Raw genomic sequence first — 19,094 nt, 5'->3', positions numbered from 1 at the left:
GGTCATGGACGGGCTGACGTGTACGCGCAAGACAGGGCAGACTGACCCTTACACCGACGGAAGGCAGGGGGACGACAGATGGACGGCGTACCGGCCATCCCGCACCCGCGGAAGCCCCTTGCGGCTGCCGCCGCACCCGAGGCCGTACCCACTGATCCCCCTGCCGGTTCGGGCGCGCCCGGGATCCCGCCGTCCGACGGGGTCGGGTGTGTGCCGGGGTGCTCCCCGCAGGGCGTCGAACGCAACCGCCCCGCAGGCTCCGCCCCCTCGCCACGTTCGGCGCCCGAGGAGACGCCCCGGTGCGCGCCCGGCGCCGGCGCGGCCGGCCCCACCGCGCGCACCCCCGGCGCAGTCGGCCCCACCGCGCGCACCCCCGGCGCAGCCGGCCACACCGCGCGCACCCCCGGCGGAACCGGCCCCGAGACCGGCCCGGGCGCCGCAGGCCACGCCGAGTCCCGTTTCGCCGTCCTCGGGCCCGTCCGCGCCTGGCGCGGCGCCGAGGTCCTGCCGTCCGGCACCCCGCAGCAGCGCGCCCTGCTCGCCGTACTCCTGCTGCGCGACGGCCGCACCGCCACCGCGCCCGAACTCATCGACGCCATCTGGGGCGAGGACCCGCCGCAGCAGGCACTCGCCACCATCCGGACGTACGCCTCCCGCCTGCGCAAGGTCGTCGCCCCCGGGCTGCTCGTCACCGAGTCCGGCGGCTACGCCATCCGGCTGCGCTCCGCCGCCACCCTCGACCTCGGCGTCGCCCGCAGCCTCGCCGCCGACGCCGAAACGGCCCGTGCCGCCGGTGACCGCTCCCTCGCCCGTACGCTCCTGACCCGGGCCCTCGACCTCTGGGAGGGCGAGCCGCTCGCCGGAGTCCCCGGCCCGGCGGCCTCGACCGAGCGCACCCGGCTCGCCGAATGGCGCCTCCAGCTGCTGGAGACCCGCCTCGACCTCGACCTGGAGGTCGGCCACCACGCCGAGGCCGTCTCCGAGCTCACCGCCCTCACCGCCGCCCACCCGCTGCGCGAACGCCTGCGCGAGCTGCTCATGCTCGCCCTGTACCGCAGCGGCCGGCAGGCCGAGGCCCTCGCCGTCTACGCCGACACCCGCCGCCTCCTCGCGGACGAGCTCGGCGTCGACCCGCGCCCCGAACTCGCCGCGCTCCAGCAGCGCATCCTGAACGCCGACGCCGACCTGGCGCGCGCGGAGGACCCGGCCCCGGCCACCGCGAGCGTTCATGTGAGGCCGGCCCAATTGCCCGCGACCGTCCCCGACTTCACGGGCCGCTCCGGCTTCGTCGACGAGCTCGGCACGATCCTGTCCGGCGGCGCGGCGGACCAGGTCATGGCCGTCTCCGCGCTCGCCGGGATCGGCGGCGTCGGCAAGACCACCCTCGCCGTGCACGTCGCCCACGCCGCCCGCCCGCACTTCCCCGACGGCCAGCTCTACGTCGACCTCCAGGGCACCGAGGCCCGCCCCGCCGAACCGGAGGCCGTCCTCGGCTCCTTCCTGCGCGCGCTCGGCACTCCCGACACGGCCATCCCCGACTCCCCCGCCGACCGGGCGGCGCTCTACCGCTCCGCCCTCGACGGCCGCCGCGTCCTGGTCCTGCTCGACAACGCCCGCGACGCCGCCCAGGTCCGCCCGCTGCTGCCGGGCACCGCCGGCTGCGCCGCCCTCGTCACCAGCCGGGTCCGCATGGCGGGTCTCGCCGGGGCCCATCTCGTCGACCTCGACGTGATGAGCCCCGAGGAGGCCCTCCAGCTGTTCACCCGGATCGTCGGCGAGGAACGCGTGCGCGCCGAACGCCAGGCCGCCCTCGACGTCGTCGGCGCCTGCGGATTCCTGCCGCTCGCCATCCGCATCGCCGCCTCCCGGCTCGCCGCCCGCCGCACCTGGACCGTCTCGGTGCTGGCCGCCAAGCTGGCCGACGAACGCCGCCGCCTCGACGAGCTCCAGGCGGGGGACCTCGCCGTCAAAGCCACCTTCGAGCTGGGCTACGGCCAGCTGGAGCCCGCCCAGCAGCGCGCCTTCCGCCTCCTCGGCCTCGCCGACGGCCCCGACATCTCGCTGTCCGCGGCGGCCGCCGTGCTCGACCTGCCCGAGTACGACACCGAGGACCTCCTCGAAGCCTTAGTCGACTGCTCCCTGCTCGAATCCGCCGCCCCCGGCCGCTACCGCTTCCACGACCTCGTACGCCTCTACGCGCGTGCGTGCGCCGAGCGCGACGAGCAGCCGCCGAGCCGGCGCGAGGCGGCCCTGGACCGGCTGCTGGACTTCTACCTGGCCACCGCCTCCGGGGTCTACGCCCTGGAGCGCCCGGGCGACCGGCTGCCCGCGCACCTGTCCGACACCCACTACCCCGGGCTGGTCTTCGCCGAGCCGCGGGCCGCCCTGGACTGGCTGTACGCCGAGGCCGACCCGCTGCTGGCGTGCGTACGGCAGGCCTCCGTACGGGGCGGCGAATCGCTGGTCCTGCGCCGGGCCGTGGACCTGCTGTGGGCGGCGAAGGACCTGGCCGAGTCCGGGGCCAACTCCAAGCAGTACGAGTCGGCCGCCGTCGCCCTGCGCGACGCCGCGCAGGCCGCCAAGGACCCGTACGCGGAGGGCCGCGCCCGCACCACGCTCACCAATGTCCACCTGGTCGCGGGCCGCTTCGCCGAAGCCGACGACGAGGCCCGCCAGGCCACCGCGCTCGCCCGCGAGGCCGGCGACCCGCTGCCCAGCTGCTGGGCGCCCAACGACCGCGGGATCATCGCCCTCTACCAGGGCCGGCACGCGGACGGCGAGCGCTACCTGCTGGAGGCCATCGAGAGCTTCCGCGCCGACGGCAACAACGTCGGCGAGGCCAGCGCCCTGTGCAACCTCTCGCGCATCCACGTGGAACTGGGCCGCCTCACCAGCGCCATAGACCTCGCCCAGCAGGGCATCGCCATCTACGACCGGATGGGCCTGACCCTGCGCCTGGCCAACGGCCGCTACGCGCTGGGCATCGCCCTCACCCAGGCGGGCCGGCTCGGCGAGGCCCTGTCGCAGCTCACCGAGGCCCTGTCCCTCTTCCACGAGAACCGCCAGCCGCTGTGGGAGGGCGTGACCCACTTCCGGCTCGCCGAGGCCCACCTGGCCGCGCGCCGGCCCACCCTGGCGGCCTCGCACGCCGAGCAGGCCATCGCGCTGCGCGGGATCGGCGGGGAGTGGCGCCGGGCGACGGTGCTGACGGTGCTGGGCAAGGCGCTGCGACGGCTGGGGCAGACGGACCGGGCGCGGGCGTGCTGGCGGGACGCGGAGGCCGTGTTCCGGCAGCTGGGGTCGGCCGAACTGGCCGAGGTGCAGGCGCTGCTGGCCTCGGAGATCGCCGCCTGACCTGCGACGACGCCCGATGAACGAGGCGTTCATCGTTCGTTTATCGCCTCCGGGCACGATAGGTACATCGACCCGGAGCGACGGGGGGCACCCGGGCCGGTTGGAGGACTACCCGTTCGGCGGTCATCGGGGGAATCGCCGAACGGGCCCACCCATCCATCAGGAGAATCGATGACGACGAACGAGAACATCCTGCCGAACGACGGTTCCATCAAGCCGCTCGACAACCACGCCTCGGGCGTCGAGATCGAGACCCTGGACAACCACGCTTCGGGTATCGAGATCAAGCCGCTCGACCCGCCGCCCGCACCGGGCGAGGAGATCCAGACGCTGGACAACCACGCGTCCACTCCGCGTCCGTAAGACGCACCACGCAGTACGCACCACGCAGTACGTACGGGGGATCACGGGGGATCACGGGGGATCAACGTACGGGGGATTCAACGGGGGAACGGCGGTCGCGGTGGCCCGGAGGGGGAGCCACCGCGACCGCCGCACGCGTGCGTCCGGGCATCCGGGCGGACGGCCGGGCGCGGCATACGCTGGGGGTGTGTTCTCCTCCCACGGACCGAGCGTCCGCGAACTGGCCGTGCAGGGCCTCTCCTCGATCGAGCGGGGCTACGACCTGCTCGCGCCGAAGTTCGACCACACGCCCTTCCGCACCCCGGACCGGATGCTCGATGCCGTCGAGGAGACCCTCGCCCAGGCGCTGGGCACCTTCGGCGCCGGGCTGGACGTCTGCTGCGGCACGGGAGCCGGGATCGGCATGCTGCGCCGGCTGTGCCGGGAGCGCGTGACCGGGGTGGACCTCAGCGCCGGCATGCTCGCCGAGGCCGAGCGGGCGCACCCGGCCCTCGAAGGCTCCCCGCCCGTGGACTTCGTACGGGCCGACGCGCGGGCACTGCCGCCCGCGCTGGGGGACTCCTACGACCTGGCGGTCAGCTTCGGGGCCTTCGGCCACTTCCTCCCGCGGGAGCGGCCCGCGCTCTTCTCCGGGGTCCGCTCCGCGCTGCGCGAGGGCGGGGTCTTCGCCTTCCCGATCGGCGCCCCGATCCCGCCGAGCTCACCGGTGTGCTGGGCGGTGGCGGGCTTCGACGCGGTGATGCGGGTGCGCAACGCGGTATGGCGGCCGCCCTTCGTCATGTACTACCGGACCTTCCCCCTGGGCGGGGTGCGCCGTGACCTCCGCGCGGCCGGGTTCACGGTGGAGACCCTGCCGCTGGAACACTTCGGCCGCCGGCCCGACGGCACCCCGCGCTGGCGGCTGATCCTGGCCCGCAAGGCCGGGCAACCGCGCCGAGAGTCCGTGCGCAACGGCTCGGCCGGGTAGGCTGACGCAGCACCCCTGGAGGACACCATGGCAGCCGAACTCCCCGAATGGATGCTCCCGCCCCGCCCGAGTGGCTGGGAAGCGGACGACCTCGACCACTGGCCCGAGGCCCCCCGGCACACGGAACTCATCGACGGAGCGCTGATCTTCATGATGTCCCCGCAGCGGTCCTGGCACGCCCGGCTCGTGGAGAACCTGACCTTCAACCTGCGGCAAGCCGCACCCGACGGCATTGAGGTCGAACGGGAGATGACCGTCCGTCTCGACAAGAGGAGCCGGCCCGAACCGGACATCCTGGCTGCGGCGGTCGCCTACGACCCCGATCGCACCCGCTACCTCCCGGACGAGGTCTGCCTGGTGATCGAAGTGGTGTCCGAGGAGTCGGCGGACCGCGACCGCTCCATCAAGCCGTTCAAGTACGCCCAGGCGGGCATCGCCCACTTCTGGCGGGTCGAGGACGAGCCGAGCGGGCCCGCCGTCCACGTCTACGAGCTGGACACGGTCACCCGGTCGTACGTCGCCACCGGGATCCACCGCGAGTGGCTGAAGGTGTCGGTCCCCTTCCCCGCAGCCATCGACCTGGGCAGCCTCGTTCCCTGAGTCAGCGCGCCCGCAGTTCGCGTTTGAGGACCTTGCCGCTCGCGTTGCGGGGCAGCTCGGTGACGAACTCGACCGCGCGCGGGACCTTGTAGTTGGCCATCTCCCGCCGGGACCAGGCGATCAGGTCGTCGGCGGTGAGCGTGGAGCCGGGGCGGCGGACCGCGTACGCCTTGCCGACCTCGCCCAGGCGCGGGTCCGGGACGCCGACGACCGCGACGTCCGCGATGTCCGGGTGCAGGCCGAGGAGTTGCTCTATCTCGGCGGGGTAGGCGTTGAACCCGCCGACGATGAACATGTCCTTGATCCGGTCGGTGATGCGCAGGTTTCCGCGCTCGTCCGTGAACCCCACGTCGCCGGTGCGCAGCCAGCCGTCCGGGGTGATCGCTCTCGCGGTCTCGTCGGGGTCCTCGAAGTACCCCCGCATCACGTGGTAGCCGCGCACCACGATCTCGCCCGCCCGCCCGGCCGGCTGCGGGTTCCCGTCCGGGTCCACGATCATCACCTCCGTGTGCGGGATGGCGCGTCCCGAGGTCGCGGCGATGATCTCCGCGGGGTCGCCCTGCCGGCACATGGTGACGATGCCGCTGGCCTCGGAGAGTCCGTAGGCGGTCAGGACGGTGGCGATGCGCAGTTCGCCGCGCAGCCGCTCGACGAGCCGCAGCGGGACCACGGCCGCGCCGGTGACGACCAGGCGCAGGGCGGAGAGGTCGTGGTGGTCGCGCTGGGGGTGGTCGAGGAGCGACTGGTGGAGGGTGGGCGGCCCGGGGAGTACGGAGATCCGCTCGGCGGCGACGTTGGCGAGGACGGTGTCCACGTTGAACACGGGCTGCGGGACCATCGTGGCCCCGCGCATCAGGCAGGCGATGATCCCGGCCTTGTAGCCGAAGGTGTGGAAGAAGGGGTTCACGATCAGGTAGCGGTCGCCCTCGCGCAGTCCGGCGAGCTCGCACCACACGTCGTAGCAGCGTAGGGACTGGGCGTGGGTGATGACGGCGCCCTTGGGGCTGCCGGTGGTGCCGGAGGTGAAGATGATGTCGGAGGGGGCGTCGGAGGGGATGGAGGCGGCGCGTTCGCGCACGGCCTCGGCCGGTACCGCGTCCCCGCCCGCCAGGAAGTCCTTCCACGTGCTGAAGGACTCGGGGGCGTCCTCGGCGAGGACGACGACCCGCTCCAGGTGCGGCAGCCCTGGCAGGGGCACTTCCCTTTGGGGGGCTCGGTTCGCCTCCGGGGCGCCTGTTGCCGGGCTCCTTCGGCTCACTCGCCCCGCGGCGCGGCGCAGGGAGGCGACGTAGGAGGTGCCGAGGAAGGTGCCGGTGACGAAGAGCAGCCGGGCCCGGCTGCGCTGGAGGACGTACGCCGCTTCCGCGCCCTTGAAACGGGTGTTGAGCGGGACCAGCACCGCGCCCGCCGAGACGGCCCCGAGCGCGCAGACGATCCAGTCCAGGGTGTTGGGGGCCCAGACGGCGACCCGGTCGCCGGGCTCGACCCCGGAGGCCATGCAGGCGGCGGCGGCGCGCTCCACGCGTTCACCGAGCTGCGCGTAACTGATCCGGACGCGGCCGTCGACGACGGCCTCGTGGTCGGCGTACTGTGCGGCTGCCGACCGGACGAGCCCCGCGATGGTCCCCCAGCGCAGGTCTCCGCGTCCGTCCTCGCGTCCGTCCTCGCGCCCGTGGTCGCGTCCGTCCTCGCGCGCATGGTCCCGCCCGTGGTCGCGCCCGTCCTCGCCCATGCGTGTCACCCTCCCGCGGATACCCAGTAGCTGACTATCCGTCAGATTAGCTGTACCCTTCGCGGCTGTCAGTACTGGCGCACCCCGGAGGTGGCGATGGCGGCAACGCTCAAGGACGCTACGGCGATAGTCGGCATCGGCCAGACCGCCTTTGCCAGACGACTGCCCCAGTCCGAGAAGGAACTGGCCTGCCGGGCGATACTCGCCGCCCTCGACGACGCCGGCATCGAACCGTCCGAGGTCGACGCCTTCTCCTCGTACACCATGGAGGAGACCGACGAGGTCGAGGTGGCCAAGGCCATCGGCGCCGGCGACGTCACCTTCTTCTCCAAGATCGGCTACGGCGGGGGCGGTTCCTGCGCCACCGTCGGCCACCTCGCCGCCGCCGTCGCCACCGGCCAGGCCACCGTCGGCGTGGCCTGGCGCTCCCGCAAGCGCGGCTCGGGCCCGCGCCCCTGGAAGAACACCGCCGTCCAGCTGCCCACCCCCGGCCAGTGGACCCGCCCCTTCGGCCTGCTGCGCCCCGCCGACGAGATCGGCATGCTGGCCCGCCGCTACATGCACGAGTACGGCGCCACCCGCGACCACCTCTTCAACGTGGCGATGGCCTGCCGCAACCGGGCCAACGCCAATCCGGCCGCGATGATGTACGAGCGTCCGCTGACCCGCGAGATGTACATGACCTCCCGCATGATCAGCGACCCGCTCTGCCTCTTCGACAACTGCCTGGAGACCGACGGGGCGCTGGCCTGTGTGATCGTCTCCGCCGAGCGGGCCCGGGACTGCCGCCGGCGGCCCGTCTACGTGCACTCCGTCGCCCAGGGCCTGCCCGCCCAGCACCACGGCATGGTCAACTACTGGAACGACGACCCGCTGTCGGGACCCGCCTGGACCGCCGCGCGCCACCTGTGGAAACAGGCCGACTTCGGGCCGCAGGACGTGGACGTGGCCCAGATCTACGACGCCTTCACCCCGCTGATCCCGCTCTCGCTGGAGGGCTACGGCTTCTGCGGGCGCGGCGAGGGCGCCGCCTTCACCGAGGGCGGGGCCCTGGAGATGGGCGGCCGGCTCCCGATCAACACCGGGGGCGGCGGCCTGTCCGAGGCGTACGTGCACGGCTTCAACCTGATCAACGAGGGCGTCAAGCAGCTGCGCGGCACCTCCACCGCCCAGGTGCCGAACGCCGCGACCTGCCTGGTGACGGCGGGCGAGGGTGTCCCGACGTCCGCGATCCTGCTGAGGAGCTGATGATGACCGAGACCGCCGGCGCCGAAGAACTGCTCCTGCCGGTCCCCGACGAGGACGGCGCCCCCTTCTGGGAGTACGCCGCCCGCGGCGAACTGCGCGTCCAGGCCTGCGCCGCCTGCGGCCGGCTGCGCTTCCCGCCCCGGCCCTGCTGCCCGCACTGCCGGTCCTTCGACAGCGAATGGCGCCTGATGAGCGGCCGCGGCCGCATCTGGTCGTACGTCCGGCCGCATCCGCCGCTGCTGCCCGCCTACGCCGCGCAGGCCCCGTACAACGTGATCCTCGTGGAGCTCGCCGACGCCCCGCACATCCGGCTGGCCGGGAACCTGGTGACCTCCGCCGACGCCCCGCTCGACTCGGTGGACCCGGCCCGGCTGCGCATCGGCGCCCGGGTCCAGGTGGTCTTCACCGAGACGGGCGGGATGGCCGTGCCGCGCTGGCTCCTGGAGAAGCCGTGACCCTGCGGGTGGAGCGGGACAAGGCGACCGGGGTCGCGGTCGTCACCCTGGACCGGGAGCACCGGCACAACGCCATCGACCTGGAGACGGCCGCCGAACTGAGCGCGACATGGCGGGAGTTCCGGTACGAGGAGGACGTGCGGGCGGTGGTGCTGACGGGCGCCGGTACGGCCGCCTTCTGCACCGGCATCGACCGCGGCGTCGAGGTGCCGCAGCCCGGGTCGCCGTACTCGACCGACGATCCGCTGGTCGCCATCGGCCCCAAGGCGGGCGACCTGTGGAAGCCGGTCGTCGCCGCCGTCAACGGCATGGCCTGCGGCGGGGCCTTCTACCTGCTGGGCGAGGCGGAGTTCCTGATCGCCTCCGAGACGGCGAGCTTCTTCGACCCGCACACCACGTACGGGATGGTCAGCGCCTACGAGGCCGTCTACATGGCGCAGCGCATGCCCTTCGGCGAGGCCGCCCGGATGTCCCTGATGGGCACGGCCGAACGGCTCTCCGCGAGGCGGGCCCACGAGATCGGACTCGTCTCGGAGCTGACCGCGCCCGCGGAGCTGCTCCCGGCGGCCCTGCGGGCGGCGCAGACCCTGGCCGGCTTCCCGACGGAGGCCGTGCAGGGCACCGTACGGGCCCTGTGGTCGGCGAAGCAGGTCGCGCTCCAGCAGGCCCTGGCGCAGGCCCCGGCGTTGATCAAGCTGGGGAACCTGGCGCCGCAGCGGCAGGCGGAGCTGTTCACGCAGCGGCGGCGGGCGCCGGAGCCGCGGGTACGGTGAGCCGAGGGCGAGCGACGTGAGGGCTACGCCCGGTTGATCGTGCCGACCAGGCAGTTCTTCACCTCGGCGGCCTTGGCGGGCAGCGTCATCGGGACGACCACGGTCCGGGTCTCGCGCGCCTTGAGCGTGAGCCTGATGGAGCCGGAGTCGAGGGCGCCGCCCTTCGCGCCCTCGAAGGTCACCGGAATCCGCACGGTGCGCTCGGCGTCGGCGTCCGAGGTGACCCGGAGGGTGGTCTCCGCCTTCCCGCCGCCGGCACAGGTGACGACCGTGGCGCGCACGGGCGGGGACGTCCTGCTGGGCGAGGGCGTCGCACTGCTGCTCCCGCTCCCGCTGTGGCTCTTCTTCTTGCTCTTGGAGCTGGAGCATCCACCACCGCTGCTGCTCTTGCTCTTGCTCTTACCGCTGCTGCTGCCGCTGCTCTTGCTGCCGCCGCTGCTCCCGCCGCTCGACGAGAACCCGGTCAGCGCGAACACGACGGCCACCAGCACCGCGGTCAACCTGATACGACGTCCAGCCACCATGGCCCGAACCCTCCCCTGGACAACGGCGGGTCACGCTACCAGCCGCCGTACGGGAGCTCCCGGGCCGGCTGAACCCGTACGGCTGCGGCCCGCATGCGGGGCCGGGGGCCCGGGGTTAGCGTCGAGATCAAGTCCCCCTACCCCCGAAGGGCCGGGCATGATCCGCAACGTACTCGGCTCGCTGATGGGCGTCATCGGAGCGGCCGCCGCCGTCTGGAGCACCTTCCGTGCCTGGTACGGCGGCCGTCACGGACGCGACTACCGCATCCAGGACCTCTTCACCGGCACGGGGATCACCGATCACAAGGCAGCGCTGTTCGGCTCGCTCCTGCTCCCCTTCCTCTTCGCGGCCCTGCTCACGCTGGTCGCGGTCGTGCTCCGCTCGCGGCTGCTCATGGCAGCGGCCGGGGTCATCGTCCTCGGCTTCACCGTCCTGTGGATGATCCGCCAGGGCCAGGCCGCCGGGGGCCTCTCCGTGGGCGCCGACGGCCAGGGTCTCGGTGACGGCGTCGCCAACGCCTTCGGCGCGGGCGCACTGATCATCCTCGGCGCGGCCGTGATGCGCGGCCGTCCCACCCGCCATGTGCGCTCGCTCCCGCCGACCACCACCACGCCCGCCCCGGAGCCGCGCCCGAACACCTCGGAGCCGCGCCGGGGCACCTCGGACACCCAGGCCTACCCGCGGGACGAGCAGGGGCCGCCGCCCCCACCGCCGAAGGACCACACCTAGTGCTGTGACCGGAAAGGTTCACCGGGCCACAGCACTAGCTCGTCAGAGAGCAGAAACGGCGGCGGCCCCGGCCCCCGAAGAGGGGGCGGGGCCGACCGGCCGTGCTGGCGGGTGGTGATCAGGCGGCGTCGACGACGCCCGAGGCCGCGATCTCGACCTTGCCCTTGGGGGCGCCGGACTGCGAGCCCAGGGCCTCGATCTGGTCGACGAGCTCCTGGCCCGAGACGACCTCGCCGAAGACGACGTGCTTGCCGTCGAGCCACGGGGTCAGGACGGTGGTGATGAAGAACTGCGAGCCGTTGGTGTTGCGGCCGGCGTTCGCCATCGACAGCAGGTACTTGCGGTCGTGCTTCAGCTGGAAGTTCTCGTCCTCGAACTTCTCGCCGTAGATGCTCTTGCCACCGGTGCCGTTGTGGTTGGTGAAGTCACCGCCCTGCAGCATGAACTGCGGGATGATGCGGTGGAAGCCGGAGCCCGCGTAGCCGTAGCCGTTCTGGCCGGTGCACAGCTCGCGGAAGTTGCGCGCGGTCTTCGGGACGACCTCGTCGAAGAGGTTGAAGACGATACGGCCGGCGGGCGCGCCGTTGATGTTGATGTCGAAGTAGACGTTGCTCATGGGGTCCATCCTGTCACTCCGGGTGCGGTGTGCCGCCAGGCGGGGCCGGAGCACCGCCCGGGAGCCGGTCAACCGCCCGTACGGGTGCCCGTGCCCTTCGCCGCGTCCAGGGCGTACACGCAGCGGTCCTTGCTGCACGCGTAGACCACGCCCGCGTCGGCCACCGGGGCGCCCGTGATCTCGCCGCCCGTGGCCAGCTTCCAGCGGAGCTGGCCGCCCGCCGCGTCCAGGGTGTAGAGGCAGTGGTCGGCCGAACCGAAGTGCACCCGGCCGTCCGCGACCGCCGGCAGGCCCGTGATCTCGCCGCCGGCCGCGAAGCGCCACTTCGGGGTGCCGGTGACCGCGTCGAGGGTGTAGAGCGCACTGCCCGCGCCCAGGTGGACGTTGCCGTTGGCGACGAGCACCGGGTCCGAGGACTGCCGCGACTCCGTCGCGATCCGCCAGCGGTCGTGGCCGCTGGCCGCGTCGAGGGCGTAGACGGTGCCCAGGTAGTCGACGAGGTAGACCCCGCCGCCCGTGACGGCCGCGCCCGGCGCGAAGGCCGGGGGAGCCAGGAAGACCGCGGGAGCCTCGAAGTGCCAGCGGACCCGGCCCGAGGCCCGGTCCACGGACAGCACCCGGGTGCCCGCCGCGACGTAGACGTTGCCGTCGGGGCCCGGGGTGACCCGTACCGGGACGTTCCCGCAGGAGGCCGCGTCGCCGATCGGGTACGACCAGGACTCGCGGCCGCTGCGGGCGTCCAGCGCGCGCAGCCGCGCGTCCTGCCACACGTAGACCGTGCCGTCATGGAGGACGGGGGCCGCCTCCGGGGTCTCGAAGTCGCTCTGCGCGCCGGTCAGCTCCCACAGCTTGTGGCCGTTGGACGCCTCCCAGCCCTGTACGCCGCCCCCGCGCGTGGCGGTGACGACCGTGCCCCGGTCCGCGCGCAGGGCGTACACCCAGGCGTCGGTGGACAGCCGCCACCGCTCGGAGCCGTCGGCCGCGTCGAGCGCGTAGAGGGAAGGGCCGTCGGAGGCGTGGATCCGGCCGTCGGCGACCGCCATGGACCAGGCGACGTCGCGGGTCTTGAACTGGCGGCGGCCGCTCGCCACGTCCAGCGCGTGGACCTCGAAGGAGGTGACGTAGAGCAGGTTGCCCGCGACGGTCGGGGTGCCCCAGACCTCGTTGGACATGCGGAAGCGCCACGGGCGCCAGCGGCCGCTGTCCGGGGCCGGGGCGGGGCTCGGCACGGCCGACAGGGCGGAGGGGGCGGGGGAGGGGGAGGGGGACGGGGTGGCCGCCGCCCCGCCGGGCGGGCGGATCCAGCCGGTCGCCGAGTCCGCGGCGGAGGCGTGCGCGGCCGGGGCCGCGGCGGTCGCGCGCGGCCCGGGTCCGATCGGCACCGGTGAGCCGCCGAGGCGCACGGGCTCGCCCGAGGGCACCGGGGACATGGGCGGGTGGTGCGGGCGCTGCGGGACGGCCTGGCCGGTGCGCGGGTCCACCCAGGCGTCGACGCCGCGCTGGCGGCGGTGCGTGGCGGGCCCGGAGACCGGCCCGCGCGAACCGGCCGCGGCGGCGCCCGGGCCCGGGGCGGGCGCGGGCACCGCGGCGGCGGGCGTACGGTTCCCCGCGCGGCGGGCCTCGATCATCGCGACGGCCCGCGTGGGCAGCCACGCGGAGGCGGTGCCGCTGTCGTCGCCGCCGTCGAACAGGTGCGGGGCGAGCTGCGCCTGCAGGTCGGCCGGGGTCGGCCGCAGCGTGGCGTCCATCTGCATGCAGGACTCGATCAGCGGCCGCAGCTCCTCGGGGAGCCCCTCCAGATTGGGGCCCTCGCGCAGCAGCATGAAGACCGTCTCCACCGGATTCGCCCCGTGGTACGGCGGGTGTCCGGTGGCGGCGAAGACGAGCGTGGAGCCGAGCGAGAAGACGTCGCTGGCGCCCTTGACGCTGCGCGAGTCCTTCGCCTGCTCGGGCGACATGTAGGCGGGGGTGCCGACGGCGACGTTCGTCATGGTCAGGCGGGTGTTGGAGACGCCGCTCGCGATGCCGAAGTCGATCACGCGCGGGCCGTCCTCGACGACGAGCACGTTGGACGGCTTCAGGTCGCGGTGGACGAGGCCGGCGCCGTGGATGGACTGCAGGGCCTCGGCGATGCCGGCGGCGAGCCACCGTACAGCCTGGGCGGGCATGGGTCCGCACTCGTTGACGATCTCCTCCAGGGAGGGCGCCGGTACGTAGGCGGTGGCCAGCCAGGGCACGGCGGCGCGCGGGTCGGCGTCGACCACGGCCGCGGTGTAGAAGCCGGAGACGGCGCGCGCCGCCTCCACCTCGCGGGTGAAGCGCACCCGGAACAGCTGGTCCTCGGCGAGCTCGGTCCGCACCGTCTTGATCGCGACCCGCCGTCCGGACGCGGACCGCGCGAGATAGACCAGCCCCATGCCGCCGGCGCCGAGCCGTCCCAGCACCTCGAAGGGGCCGATCCGTCTCGGGTCGTGCTGCGTCAGCTGCTCCACCACTCGCCTCCACACCTCCCCGTACGGACCCTCGCCGGGCCCGCTTCCACCAGCAGGGGGCCCTGCCCCCTGCCGCGTCTCGCTCCGGGCGCCGCCCGGGTCGCGCACCCCGATTCTGTCAGGCCCGGGCCGGGTCCGGCCCCGGCACGTCGAGCAGCCGGGTGTGATCTGCCCGTCGATCCGCCCGAGAACCTGCCCGATGCGCTGCCCGATGCGCTGCCCGATGCGCTGCCCGCTGCCCCGCGGACCGCCCGGGGCGGGGCCCGCCGGCCTGCCCGAGGCGGAGCCCGCCAGGCCCCGGGTCCGGTAGGCGGCTGCGCCGGTTACGCCTCCGGCTTCGTCCGGAGTTCCGAGAGCAGCCCGAAGACCGCCCCCTGGTTGTCGGCGACGACCGCGATCCGCCCGTAGGGGGTGTCGAAGGGTTCGGCGGTGACCCGGCCGCCGAGCCGCTGCACCGTCGCGACGGACTGGTCGCAGTCCGGGACGGCGAAGTAGACGAGGAAGTGCGCCGGCATGATCTCCGGGAAGGCGTCGGTGATCAGGCTGCGGCCCAGGACGGCCGTGTCCGTGCCGGGGGCGCTGCCGGGCGGGGACCAGATGCGGTACTCGACGCCGGCGTCGTCCTGGTCCTGCGGGACGTAGCCGAAGACCTTGGCGTAGAAGACGTCGACGGCGTCGCGGGCCCGCGTGTAGACCTCGCTCCAGCAGTACGTGTACGGCTCGTTCTGCGCCTCGAAGCCGTGGTGGGTGCCGGGCTGCCACAGGCCGAAGACGGCCCCGCCGGGGTCGGCGGCCAGCGCGGCGGTGCCGTACGGGCCGACCGGCATCGGGTCCATCACCATCTGGCCGCCGGCGGCGCGGATGCGCTGCGCACAGGCGTAGGCGTCGGTCGTGTAGAGGTAGACCCCCCAGACGGTGGGCATCCGGCCGTCGGGTTTGGGGGCGAGGGCGGCGACGTTGCGGCCCCGGCTGTAGGCCTGCGTGTAGTGGCCGTACTCGGCGCCCGCGCTGTCTGCGAAGGTCCACCCGAAGAGCTCGCCGTAGAAGCGCTTGCCCGCCTCGACGTCCGGAAGCGAGGCGTCCACCCAGCAGGGTGCGCCTTCCGCGAATGCGGCCATGGGCCCGGTTCCTTCCGTTGTGCGGGGGTGTGTACCCTCTCACCTCTCTCAGCCATGGTCCGCCCGAAAACTTGTCCACAGCCTGTTGATAAGACTATTCGGGGGAAACCTCGCGGAACCGGGCGCCCTGCCCCGGCCGGAATCCGCCCCCGCGGCCTCCCGGGGCCGCCTCCCGCCCAGGCCAGGGACCCCGTAACCCCATTTGCAGGCGGCCGAATAGCGCGCCGATCACCCCTCGGTAAGCTGACGGCATGACAGGACAAGTACGCACCGTCGACGGGCGTGTCGCCGGCCGGCGCGGCCAGGCGACGCGGCAGAAGCTGCTCGACTGCCTCAGCGAGATGCTCAGCTCCTCGCCGTACCGCGACGTCAAAGTGATCGACGTCGCCCGCAAGGCCGGTACCTCCCCCGCGACCTTCTACCAGTACTTCCCGGACGTCGAGGGCGCCGTTCTGGAGATCGCCGAGGAAATGGCCACCGAGGGCGCGCAGTTGACGTCGCTCGTCGAGGGCCGGACCTGGGTCGGCAAGTCCGGGTGGACGGCCGCCGAGGAACTCGTCGAGGGCTTCCTGGACTTCTGGCGTCGCAACGACGCGATCCTGCGGGTCGTCGACCTCGGCGCGGCCGAGGGCGACAAGCGCTTCTACAAGATCCGCATGAAGATCCTGAACTCGGTCACCAACTCCCTGACGGAGTCCATGAAGGAGCTCCAGGCCAAGGGCAAGGTCGACAAGGACATCAGCCCCGCGGCGATGGCCGGTTCGCTGGTCGCGATGCTGGCCGCGGTCGCCTCGCACCAGAAGGGCTTCCAGACCTGGGGCGTCAAGCAGGCCGAGCTCAAGCCGAATCTGGCGCTGCTCGTCCACCTGGGCATCACGGGCAAGAAGCCGACCAAGTAACGGCGGACCCTCTCCTGGGTCCGCCGCCCCGGCCGGCCTCGTGCCGGCACGTCTCCGCGTGCGGCCCGCCTGTGATCAGCGTCGCTCCAGGCGGAACAGCCGGATCTCGCGCTCGATGCGCGCCTGGTACGTCGCGTACGGCGGCCAGAACTTCAGCACCGCCCGCCACGCCGCCGCGCGTTCCTCCCCCGCCAGCAGCCGGGCCCGTACGGCGATGTCCTTGCCCTGCCAACTCACTTCGGCGTCCGGGTGCTTGAGCAGATTCCCGGTCCATGCCGGGTGCCCGGGCCGACCGAAGTTGGAGCCGATCAGGATCCAGCTCGCCCCGCCGTCCTCCGGCATGCAGGCGAGCGGGGTGGTGCGCGGTTCGCCGGTCTTGGCGCCTTTCGCGGTGAGGATCACGCCGGGCAGCATCTGGGCACTGAGCATGACCTTGCCACGGGTGAGTTTGTGCACCGCCTTGTCCATGGCGGGGATGAAGTGCGGTGCGATCTTGGCGAAGAGCAGGGTCGAGGAGACCTTCTGCATCAGCTTGACGCCGATGCGGGATCGGGGGCCGGGGCCGGGTCCGGGGCCGCCGGCAGCGCCGCCGTCGGGAGTCACGCCGGCCATCAGACGGCCACCTTCTCGGGTTCCGCAGGGGAGGTGAAGAGACCCGCGCGGTCCGCTGCGTGCGCCCGCAGCCGGTGGACCGGGCCGAACAGCAGCTCGTCCGCCGCCGCCCGCTTGAAGTAGAGGTGCGCGTCGTGCTCCCAGGTGAAGCCGATGCCGCCGTGGAGCTGGATCGCCTCGCCCGCGGTCATCCGCAGGGTTTCCAGGGCCTGGGCGAGGGCGAGGGCGCCCTGGCCGGGGTCCCAGGCGGCGTAGTAGGCCGCCGAGCGGGCCGCCTGCACCCGTACGTACAGGTCGGCGAGCCGGTGCTTGACCGCCTGGAAGGAGCCGATGGCCCGGCCGAACTGCTCGCGCTGGCGTACGTACTCCACGGTGCGGGCGAGCGCCTGGTCGGCCGCGCCCACCGCCTCGGCGGCGAGCACGGCGGAGGCGGTGCGCCCGGTGGCGGCGAGGGCGCCGGGGACGTCGGCCGCCCCTTCCTCGCCCAGCAACTCGGCAGGCGTGTCCCGTAGTTGGACCCTGGCCTGCGGGCGGGTCTCGTCGAGGACGGCCTGCCGGGTGCGGACGAGCCCGGGCGCGTCCTCCCGTACGAGGAACAGCAGCGTACGGCTGCGCGCGAAGCCGCCGGTGTGCGCGGCGACCAGCAGCAGCGAGGCGCTGTGCCCGTCGAGCACCTGGGCGGCCTCCCCGTACAGCCGCCAGCCGCCGCCCGCCTCGTCGGCGCGGGCCTGGACCCCGCCGGCGCGGCCGCCGCCGGACCACTGCCCGGCGGCGTCCTCGCCGGTCAGCGCGAGGGCGGTGGCCAGCGCCGGGCCGGGAACCGTGAGGGCGGCGGTCAGCCCGCCGGCCGCCAGCGGCGGGAGCAGGGCCGAGCGCTGGCCGGCGGTGCCGAGGGCGGTGATCAGGGGCACGCAGAGCGCGGCGGTGGCCAGCAGCGGCGAGGGCAGCAGCGCCCGCCCGGTCTCCTCGCAGGCCAGGGCCAGGTCGGCGGGGGCGCAGCCGACGCCGCCGTATTCCTCGGCGACGGCGATGCCGGGCAGCCCGAGCTGCTGGGCGAGCTGCTGCCACAGCTCGCGGTCGTGTCCGGCGGCGGTGCGGACGGCGGCCTTGACCTCGTCGGGGCCGCAGCGTTTGCCCAGGATCTCGCGCAGGGTACGGCGTATCTCGTCCTGCTCCGCGGTGAAGGCGGCATCCATCGTCGGGCTCCTCCCCGTATCTGACGGGCCGTCATGTTAGGCCCGCACGGACCAGATGCACAGGGGGCGGGGCGGACGGCGTGGGGGCGGCGCCGGGGCGGTGCGGTGCCGCCTTGATGCCGGGCCGCGCCTTGATGCCCGTACCGCGCGTACTAGCACCTGACGTACCGTCAGCTGTACCGTCCCTCCATGCCTGGACTCACACCTGGACCCGTGTCCCGCGCCCGCCGGAGGGTCGCGGTGGTCGGCGTCGCCCTCTCCGACTGCGGCCGGGTGGACGGCCCCACCCCGTACGCGCTGCACGCGCAAGCCGCCCGCCGCGCGCTGGCCGACTCCGGCCTGGACCGCTCCGTCATCGACGGCTTCGCCTCGGCCGGCCTCGGCACGCTCGCGCCGGTCGAGGTGGCCGAGTACCTCGGCCTGCGCCCCACCTGGGTCGACTCCACCTCGGTCGGCGGCTCGACCTGGGAGGTCATGGCCGCGCACGCGGCGGACGCGATCGCCGCGGGACACGCCAATGCCGTGCTGCTGGTCTACGGGTCCACGGCCCGCGCGGACATCAAGGCCCGGCGGCGGACCGCGAACCTGTCGTTCGGGGCGCGGGGACCGCTGCAGTTCGAGGTCCCGTACGGGCACACACTGGTCTCCAAGTACGCCATGGCCGCCCGCCGCCACATGCACGAGTACGGGACGACGCTGGAGCAGCTCGCCTCGGTGGCCGTACAGGCCCGGGCGAACGCGGGGACCAACCCCGACGCGATGTTCCGCGAGCCGATCACGGTGGACGACGTCCTGTCGGGCGAGATGATCGCGGACCCCTTCACGAAGCTGCACTGCTGCATCCGCTCGGACGGCGGCTGCGCGGTGCTCCTGGCGGCGGAGGACTACGTACCCGACACGGCGAAGGCCCCGGTCTGGATCCTCGGCTCGGGCACCTCGGTCTCCCACACCACCATGTCGGAGTGGGAGGACTTCACGGTGTCCCCGGCGGCCGTCTCGGGCCGCATCGCCTTCGAACGGGCCGGCCTCACCCCGGCGGACGTGGACCTCGCGGAGATCTACGACGCCTTCACGTACATGACCCTGGTGACCCTGGAAGACCTCGGCTTCTGCGCGAAGGGCGAGGGCGGCGCCTTCGTGGAGAAGGGCCGCCTGCTGCGCGAGGGGGAACTCCCGGTCAACACCGACGGCGGCGGCCTCTCGGCCTGCCACCCGGGCATGCGCGGCCTGTTCCTCCTGGTCGAGGCGGTCCGCCAACTCCGCGGCGAGGCGGGCCCCGGCCAGGTCACCAAACCCGGCGGCCACCTCCCGGAGGTCGCCCTGACATCGGGCACGGGCGGCTGGTTCTGCTCATCGGGAACGGTGATCCTGGGACGGGGGTGAGGGGGGCGGGCGCGGGATGGGTGTCCTCGCGG

At 73.6% G+C, this 19,094-nt stretch carries 17 protein-coding genes; 10 read left to right on the top strand and 7 right to left on the bottom strand.

What is annotated here, in order from left to right; translation table 11 throughout:
- The first annotated feature begins 78 nt into the window (after window positions 1–78).
- From afsR to ACZ4TV_RS08100, 4 genes are all read left to right on the top strand, one after another.
- Window positions 79–3,354 (top strand): SARP-family global regulator AfsR, encoded by a 3,276-nt coding sequence (afsR, locus tag ACZ4TV_RS08115; RefSeq protein WP_468131931.1) that lies wholly within the window; start codon window positions 79–81, stop codon window positions 3,352–3,354.
- 171 nt (window positions 3,355–3,525) lie between these two features.
- The gene (locus tag ACZ4TV_RS08110; RefSeq protein ID WP_468131929.1) at window positions 3,526–3,717 is read left to right on the top strand and encodes a hypothetical protein; all 192 of its coding nucleotides are present in this window, start codon (window positions 3,526–3,528) and stop codon (window positions 3,715–3,717) included.
- 187 nt (window positions 3,718–3,904) lie between these two features.
- Window positions 3,905–4,684 (top strand): class I SAM-dependent methyltransferase, encoded by a 780-nt coding sequence (locus ACZ4TV_RS08105; protein WP_468131927.1) that lies wholly within the window; start codon window positions 3,905–3,907, stop codon window positions 4,682–4,684.
- A 27-nt stretch (window positions 4,685–4,711) separates the two neighbouring features.
- A complete protein-coding gene (locus tag ACZ4TV_RS08100) occupies window positions 4,712–5,284 on the top strand; it encodes a Uma2 family endonuclease (protein WP_468131925.1) in 573 nt (190 codons plus the stop codon).
- Between the two features lies 1 nt (window position 5,285).
- On the opposite strand, the gene ACZ4TV_RS08095 is transcribed toward ACZ4TV_RS08100, so the two are convergent.
- The gene (locus tag ACZ4TV_RS08095; RefSeq protein ID WP_468131923.1) at window positions 5,286–7,016 is read right to left on the bottom strand and encodes a fatty acid--CoA ligase family protein; all 1,731 of its coding nucleotides are present in this window, start codon (window positions 7,014–7,016) and stop codon (window positions 5,286–5,288) included.
- A gap of 96 nt (window positions 7,017–7,112) precedes the next feature.
- On the opposite strand from ACZ4TV_RS08095, the gene ACZ4TV_RS08090 reads away from it, so the two are divergent.
- The 3 genes from ACZ4TV_RS08090 to ACZ4TV_RS08080 are packed head-to-tail and all read left to right on the top strand — an operon-like array spanning window position 7,113 to window position 9,492.
- Complete coding sequence (locus tag ACZ4TV_RS08090; protein WP_468131921.1) at window positions 7,113–8,264, top strand: lipid-transfer protein; 1,152 nt, start codon at window positions 7,113–7,115, stop codon at window positions 8,262–8,264.
- 2 nt (window positions 8,265–8,266) lie between these two features.
- Complete coding sequence (locus ACZ4TV_RS08085) at window positions 8,267–8,719, top strand: Zn-ribbon domain-containing OB-fold protein (protein ID WP_468131920.1); 453 nt, start codon at window positions 8,267–8,269, stop codon at window positions 8,717–8,719.
- Window positions 8,716–9,492 carry an enoyl-CoA hydratase/isomerase family protein gene (locus tag ACZ4TV_RS08080; RefSeq protein WP_468131919.1) on the top strand — a complete coding sequence of 259 codons (777 nt, stop codon included), beginning with the start codon at window positions 8,716–8,718 and terminating at the stop codon, window positions 9,490–9,492. The genes ACZ4TV_RS08085 and ACZ4TV_RS08080 overlap by 4 nt, the downstream gene beginning before the upstream one ends.
- A 23-nt stretch (window positions 9,493–9,515) precedes the next feature.
- On the opposite strand, the gene ACZ4TV_RS08075 is transcribed toward ACZ4TV_RS08080, so the two are convergent.
- A complete protein-coding gene (locus ACZ4TV_RS08075; protein WP_468131917.1) occupies window positions 9,516–10,016 on the bottom strand; it encodes a hypothetical protein in 501 nt (166 codons plus the stop codon).
- 157 nt (window positions 10,017–10,173) lie between these two features.
- Here ACZ4TV_RS08075 and ACZ4TV_RS08070 point away from each other — a divergent pair, with 157 nt between their 5' ends.
- On the top strand, window positions 10,174–10,746 hold the full coding sequence (locus ACZ4TV_RS08070) for a hypothetical protein (protein WP_468131916.1): 573 nt from the start codon (window positions 10,174–10,176) through the stop codon (window positions 10,744–10,746).
- A gap of 118 nt (window positions 10,747–10,864) precedes the next feature.
- On the opposite strand, the gene ACZ4TV_RS08065 is transcribed toward ACZ4TV_RS08070, so the two are convergent.
- The 3 genes from ACZ4TV_RS08065 to ACZ4TV_RS08055 all read right to left on the bottom strand — a co-directional run bounded on the left by ACZ4TV_RS08065 (window position 10,865) and on the right by ACZ4TV_RS08055 (window position 14,972).
- A complete protein-coding gene (locus ACZ4TV_RS08065; RefSeq protein WP_468131914.1) occupies window positions 10,865–11,362 on the bottom strand; it encodes a peptidylprolyl isomerase in 498 nt (165 codons plus the stop codon).
- Window positions 11,363–11,430: 68 nt separating this feature from the next.
- Window positions 11,431–13,857, bottom strand: coding sequence for a protein serine/threonine kinase AfsK (gene afsK, locus ACZ4TV_RS08060; RefSeq protein ID WP_468131912.1), 2,427 nt, complete (start codon window positions 13,855–13,857; stop codon window positions 11,431–11,433).
- 320 nt (window positions 13,858–14,177) lie between these two features.
- On the bottom strand, window positions 14,178–14,972 hold the full coding sequence (locus tag ACZ4TV_RS08055) for a VOC family protein (protein WP_468131910.1): 795 nt from the start codon (window positions 14,970–14,972) through the stop codon (window positions 14,178–14,180).
- Window positions 14,973–15,223: 251 nt separating this feature from the next.
- Here ACZ4TV_RS08055 and ACZ4TV_RS08050 point away from each other — a divergent pair, with 251 nt between their 5' ends.
- Entirely contained in the window at window positions 15,224–15,871 is a 648-nt protein-coding gene (locus ACZ4TV_RS08050; protein WP_468131908.1) for a TetR family transcriptional regulator, read from the top strand.
- 75 nt (window positions 15,872–15,946) lie between these two features.
- On the opposite strand, the gene ACZ4TV_RS08045 is transcribed toward ACZ4TV_RS08050, so the two are convergent.
- Both ACZ4TV_RS08045 and ACZ4TV_RS08040 read right to left on the bottom strand, forming a co-directional pair.
- A complete protein-coding gene (locus tag ACZ4TV_RS08045) occupies window positions 15,947–16,399 on the bottom strand; it encodes a nitroreductase family deazaflavin-dependent oxidoreductase (RefSeq protein WP_468132264.1) in 453 nt (150 codons plus the stop codon).
- 83 nt (window positions 16,400–16,482) lie between these two features.
- Window positions 16,483–17,679: an acyl-CoA dehydrogenase family protein gene (locus ACZ4TV_RS08040; RefSeq protein WP_468131906.1), complete on the bottom strand. Its 1,197-nt coding sequence runs from the start codon at window positions 17,677–17,679 to the stop codon at window positions 16,483–16,485.
- Between the two features lie 189 nt (window positions 17,680–17,868).
- On the opposite strand from ACZ4TV_RS08040, the gene ACZ4TV_RS08035 reads away from it, so the two are divergent.
- On the top strand, window positions 17,869–19,062 hold the full coding sequence (locus ACZ4TV_RS08035; protein WP_468131904.1) for a thiolase C-terminal domain-containing protein: 1,194 nt from the start codon (window positions 17,869–17,871) through the stop codon (window positions 19,060–19,062).
- Window positions 19,063–19,094: the final 32 nt, after the last annotated feature.

The sequence above is a fragment of the Streptomyces sp. NPDC028910 genome (assembly GCF_055564955.1).
Note: the sequence above shows the minus strand (reverse complement) of the source record. Positions and strands in the feature narration are given on the sequence as shown.

Bases quoted from the DNA above. Each gene is read 5' to 3' on its own strand.
- afsR (WP_468131931.1), top strand. From the start codon at position 79: ATGGACGGCGTACCGGCCATCCCGCACCCGCGGAAGCCCCTTGCGGCT.
- ACZ4TV_RS08110 (WP_468131929.1), top strand. From the start codon at position 3,526: ATGACGACGAACGAGAACATCCTGCCGAACGACGGTTCCATCAAGCCG.
- ACZ4TV_RS08100 (WP_468131925.1), top strand. From the start codon at position 4,712: ATGGCAGCCGAACTCCCCGAATGGATGCTCCCGCCCCGCCCGAGTGGC.
- ACZ4TV_RS08095 (WP_468131923.1), bottom strand. From the start codon at position 7,016: ATGGGCGAGGACGGGCGCGACCACGGGCGGGACCATGCGCGCGAGGAC.
- ACZ4TV_RS08090 (WP_468131921.1), top strand. From the start codon at position 7,113: ATGGCGGCAACGCTCAAGGACGCTACGGCGATAGTCGGCATCGGCCAG.
- ACZ4TV_RS08085 (WP_468131920.1), top strand. From the start codon at position 8,267: ATGACCGAGACCGCCGGCGCCGAAGAACTGCTCCTGCCGGTCCCCGAC.
- ACZ4TV_RS08075 (WP_468131917.1), bottom strand. From the start codon at position 10,016: ATGGTGGCTGGACGTCGTATCAGGTTGACCGCGGTGCTGGTGGCCGTC.
- ACZ4TV_RS08070 (WP_468131916.1), top strand. From the start codon at position 10,174: ATGATCCGCAACGTACTCGGCTCGCTGATGGGCGTCATCGGAGCGGCC.
- ACZ4TV_RS08065 (WP_468131914.1), bottom strand. From the start codon at position 11,362: ATGAGCAACGTCTACTTCGACATCAACATCAACGGCGCGCCCGCCGGC.
- ACZ4TV_RS08055 (WP_468131910.1), bottom strand. From the start codon at position 14,972: ATGGCCGCATTCGCGGAAGGCGCACCCTGCTGGGTGGACGCCTCGCTT.
- ACZ4TV_RS08050 (WP_468131908.1), top strand. From the start codon at position 15,224: ATGACAGGACAAGTACGCACCGTCGACGGGCGTGTCGCCGGCCGGCGC.
- ACZ4TV_RS08045 (WP_468132264.1), bottom strand. From the start codon at position 16,399: ATGCAGAAGGTCTCCTCGACCCTGCTCTTCGCCAAGATCGCACCGCAC.
- ACZ4TV_RS08040 (WP_468131906.1), bottom strand. From the start codon at position 17,679: ATGGATGCCGCCTTCACCGCGGAGCAGGACGAGATACGCCGTACCCTG.
- ACZ4TV_RS08035 (WP_468131904.1), top strand. From the start codon at position 17,869: ATGCCTGGACTCACACCTGGACCCGTGTCCCGCGCCCGCCGGAGGGTC.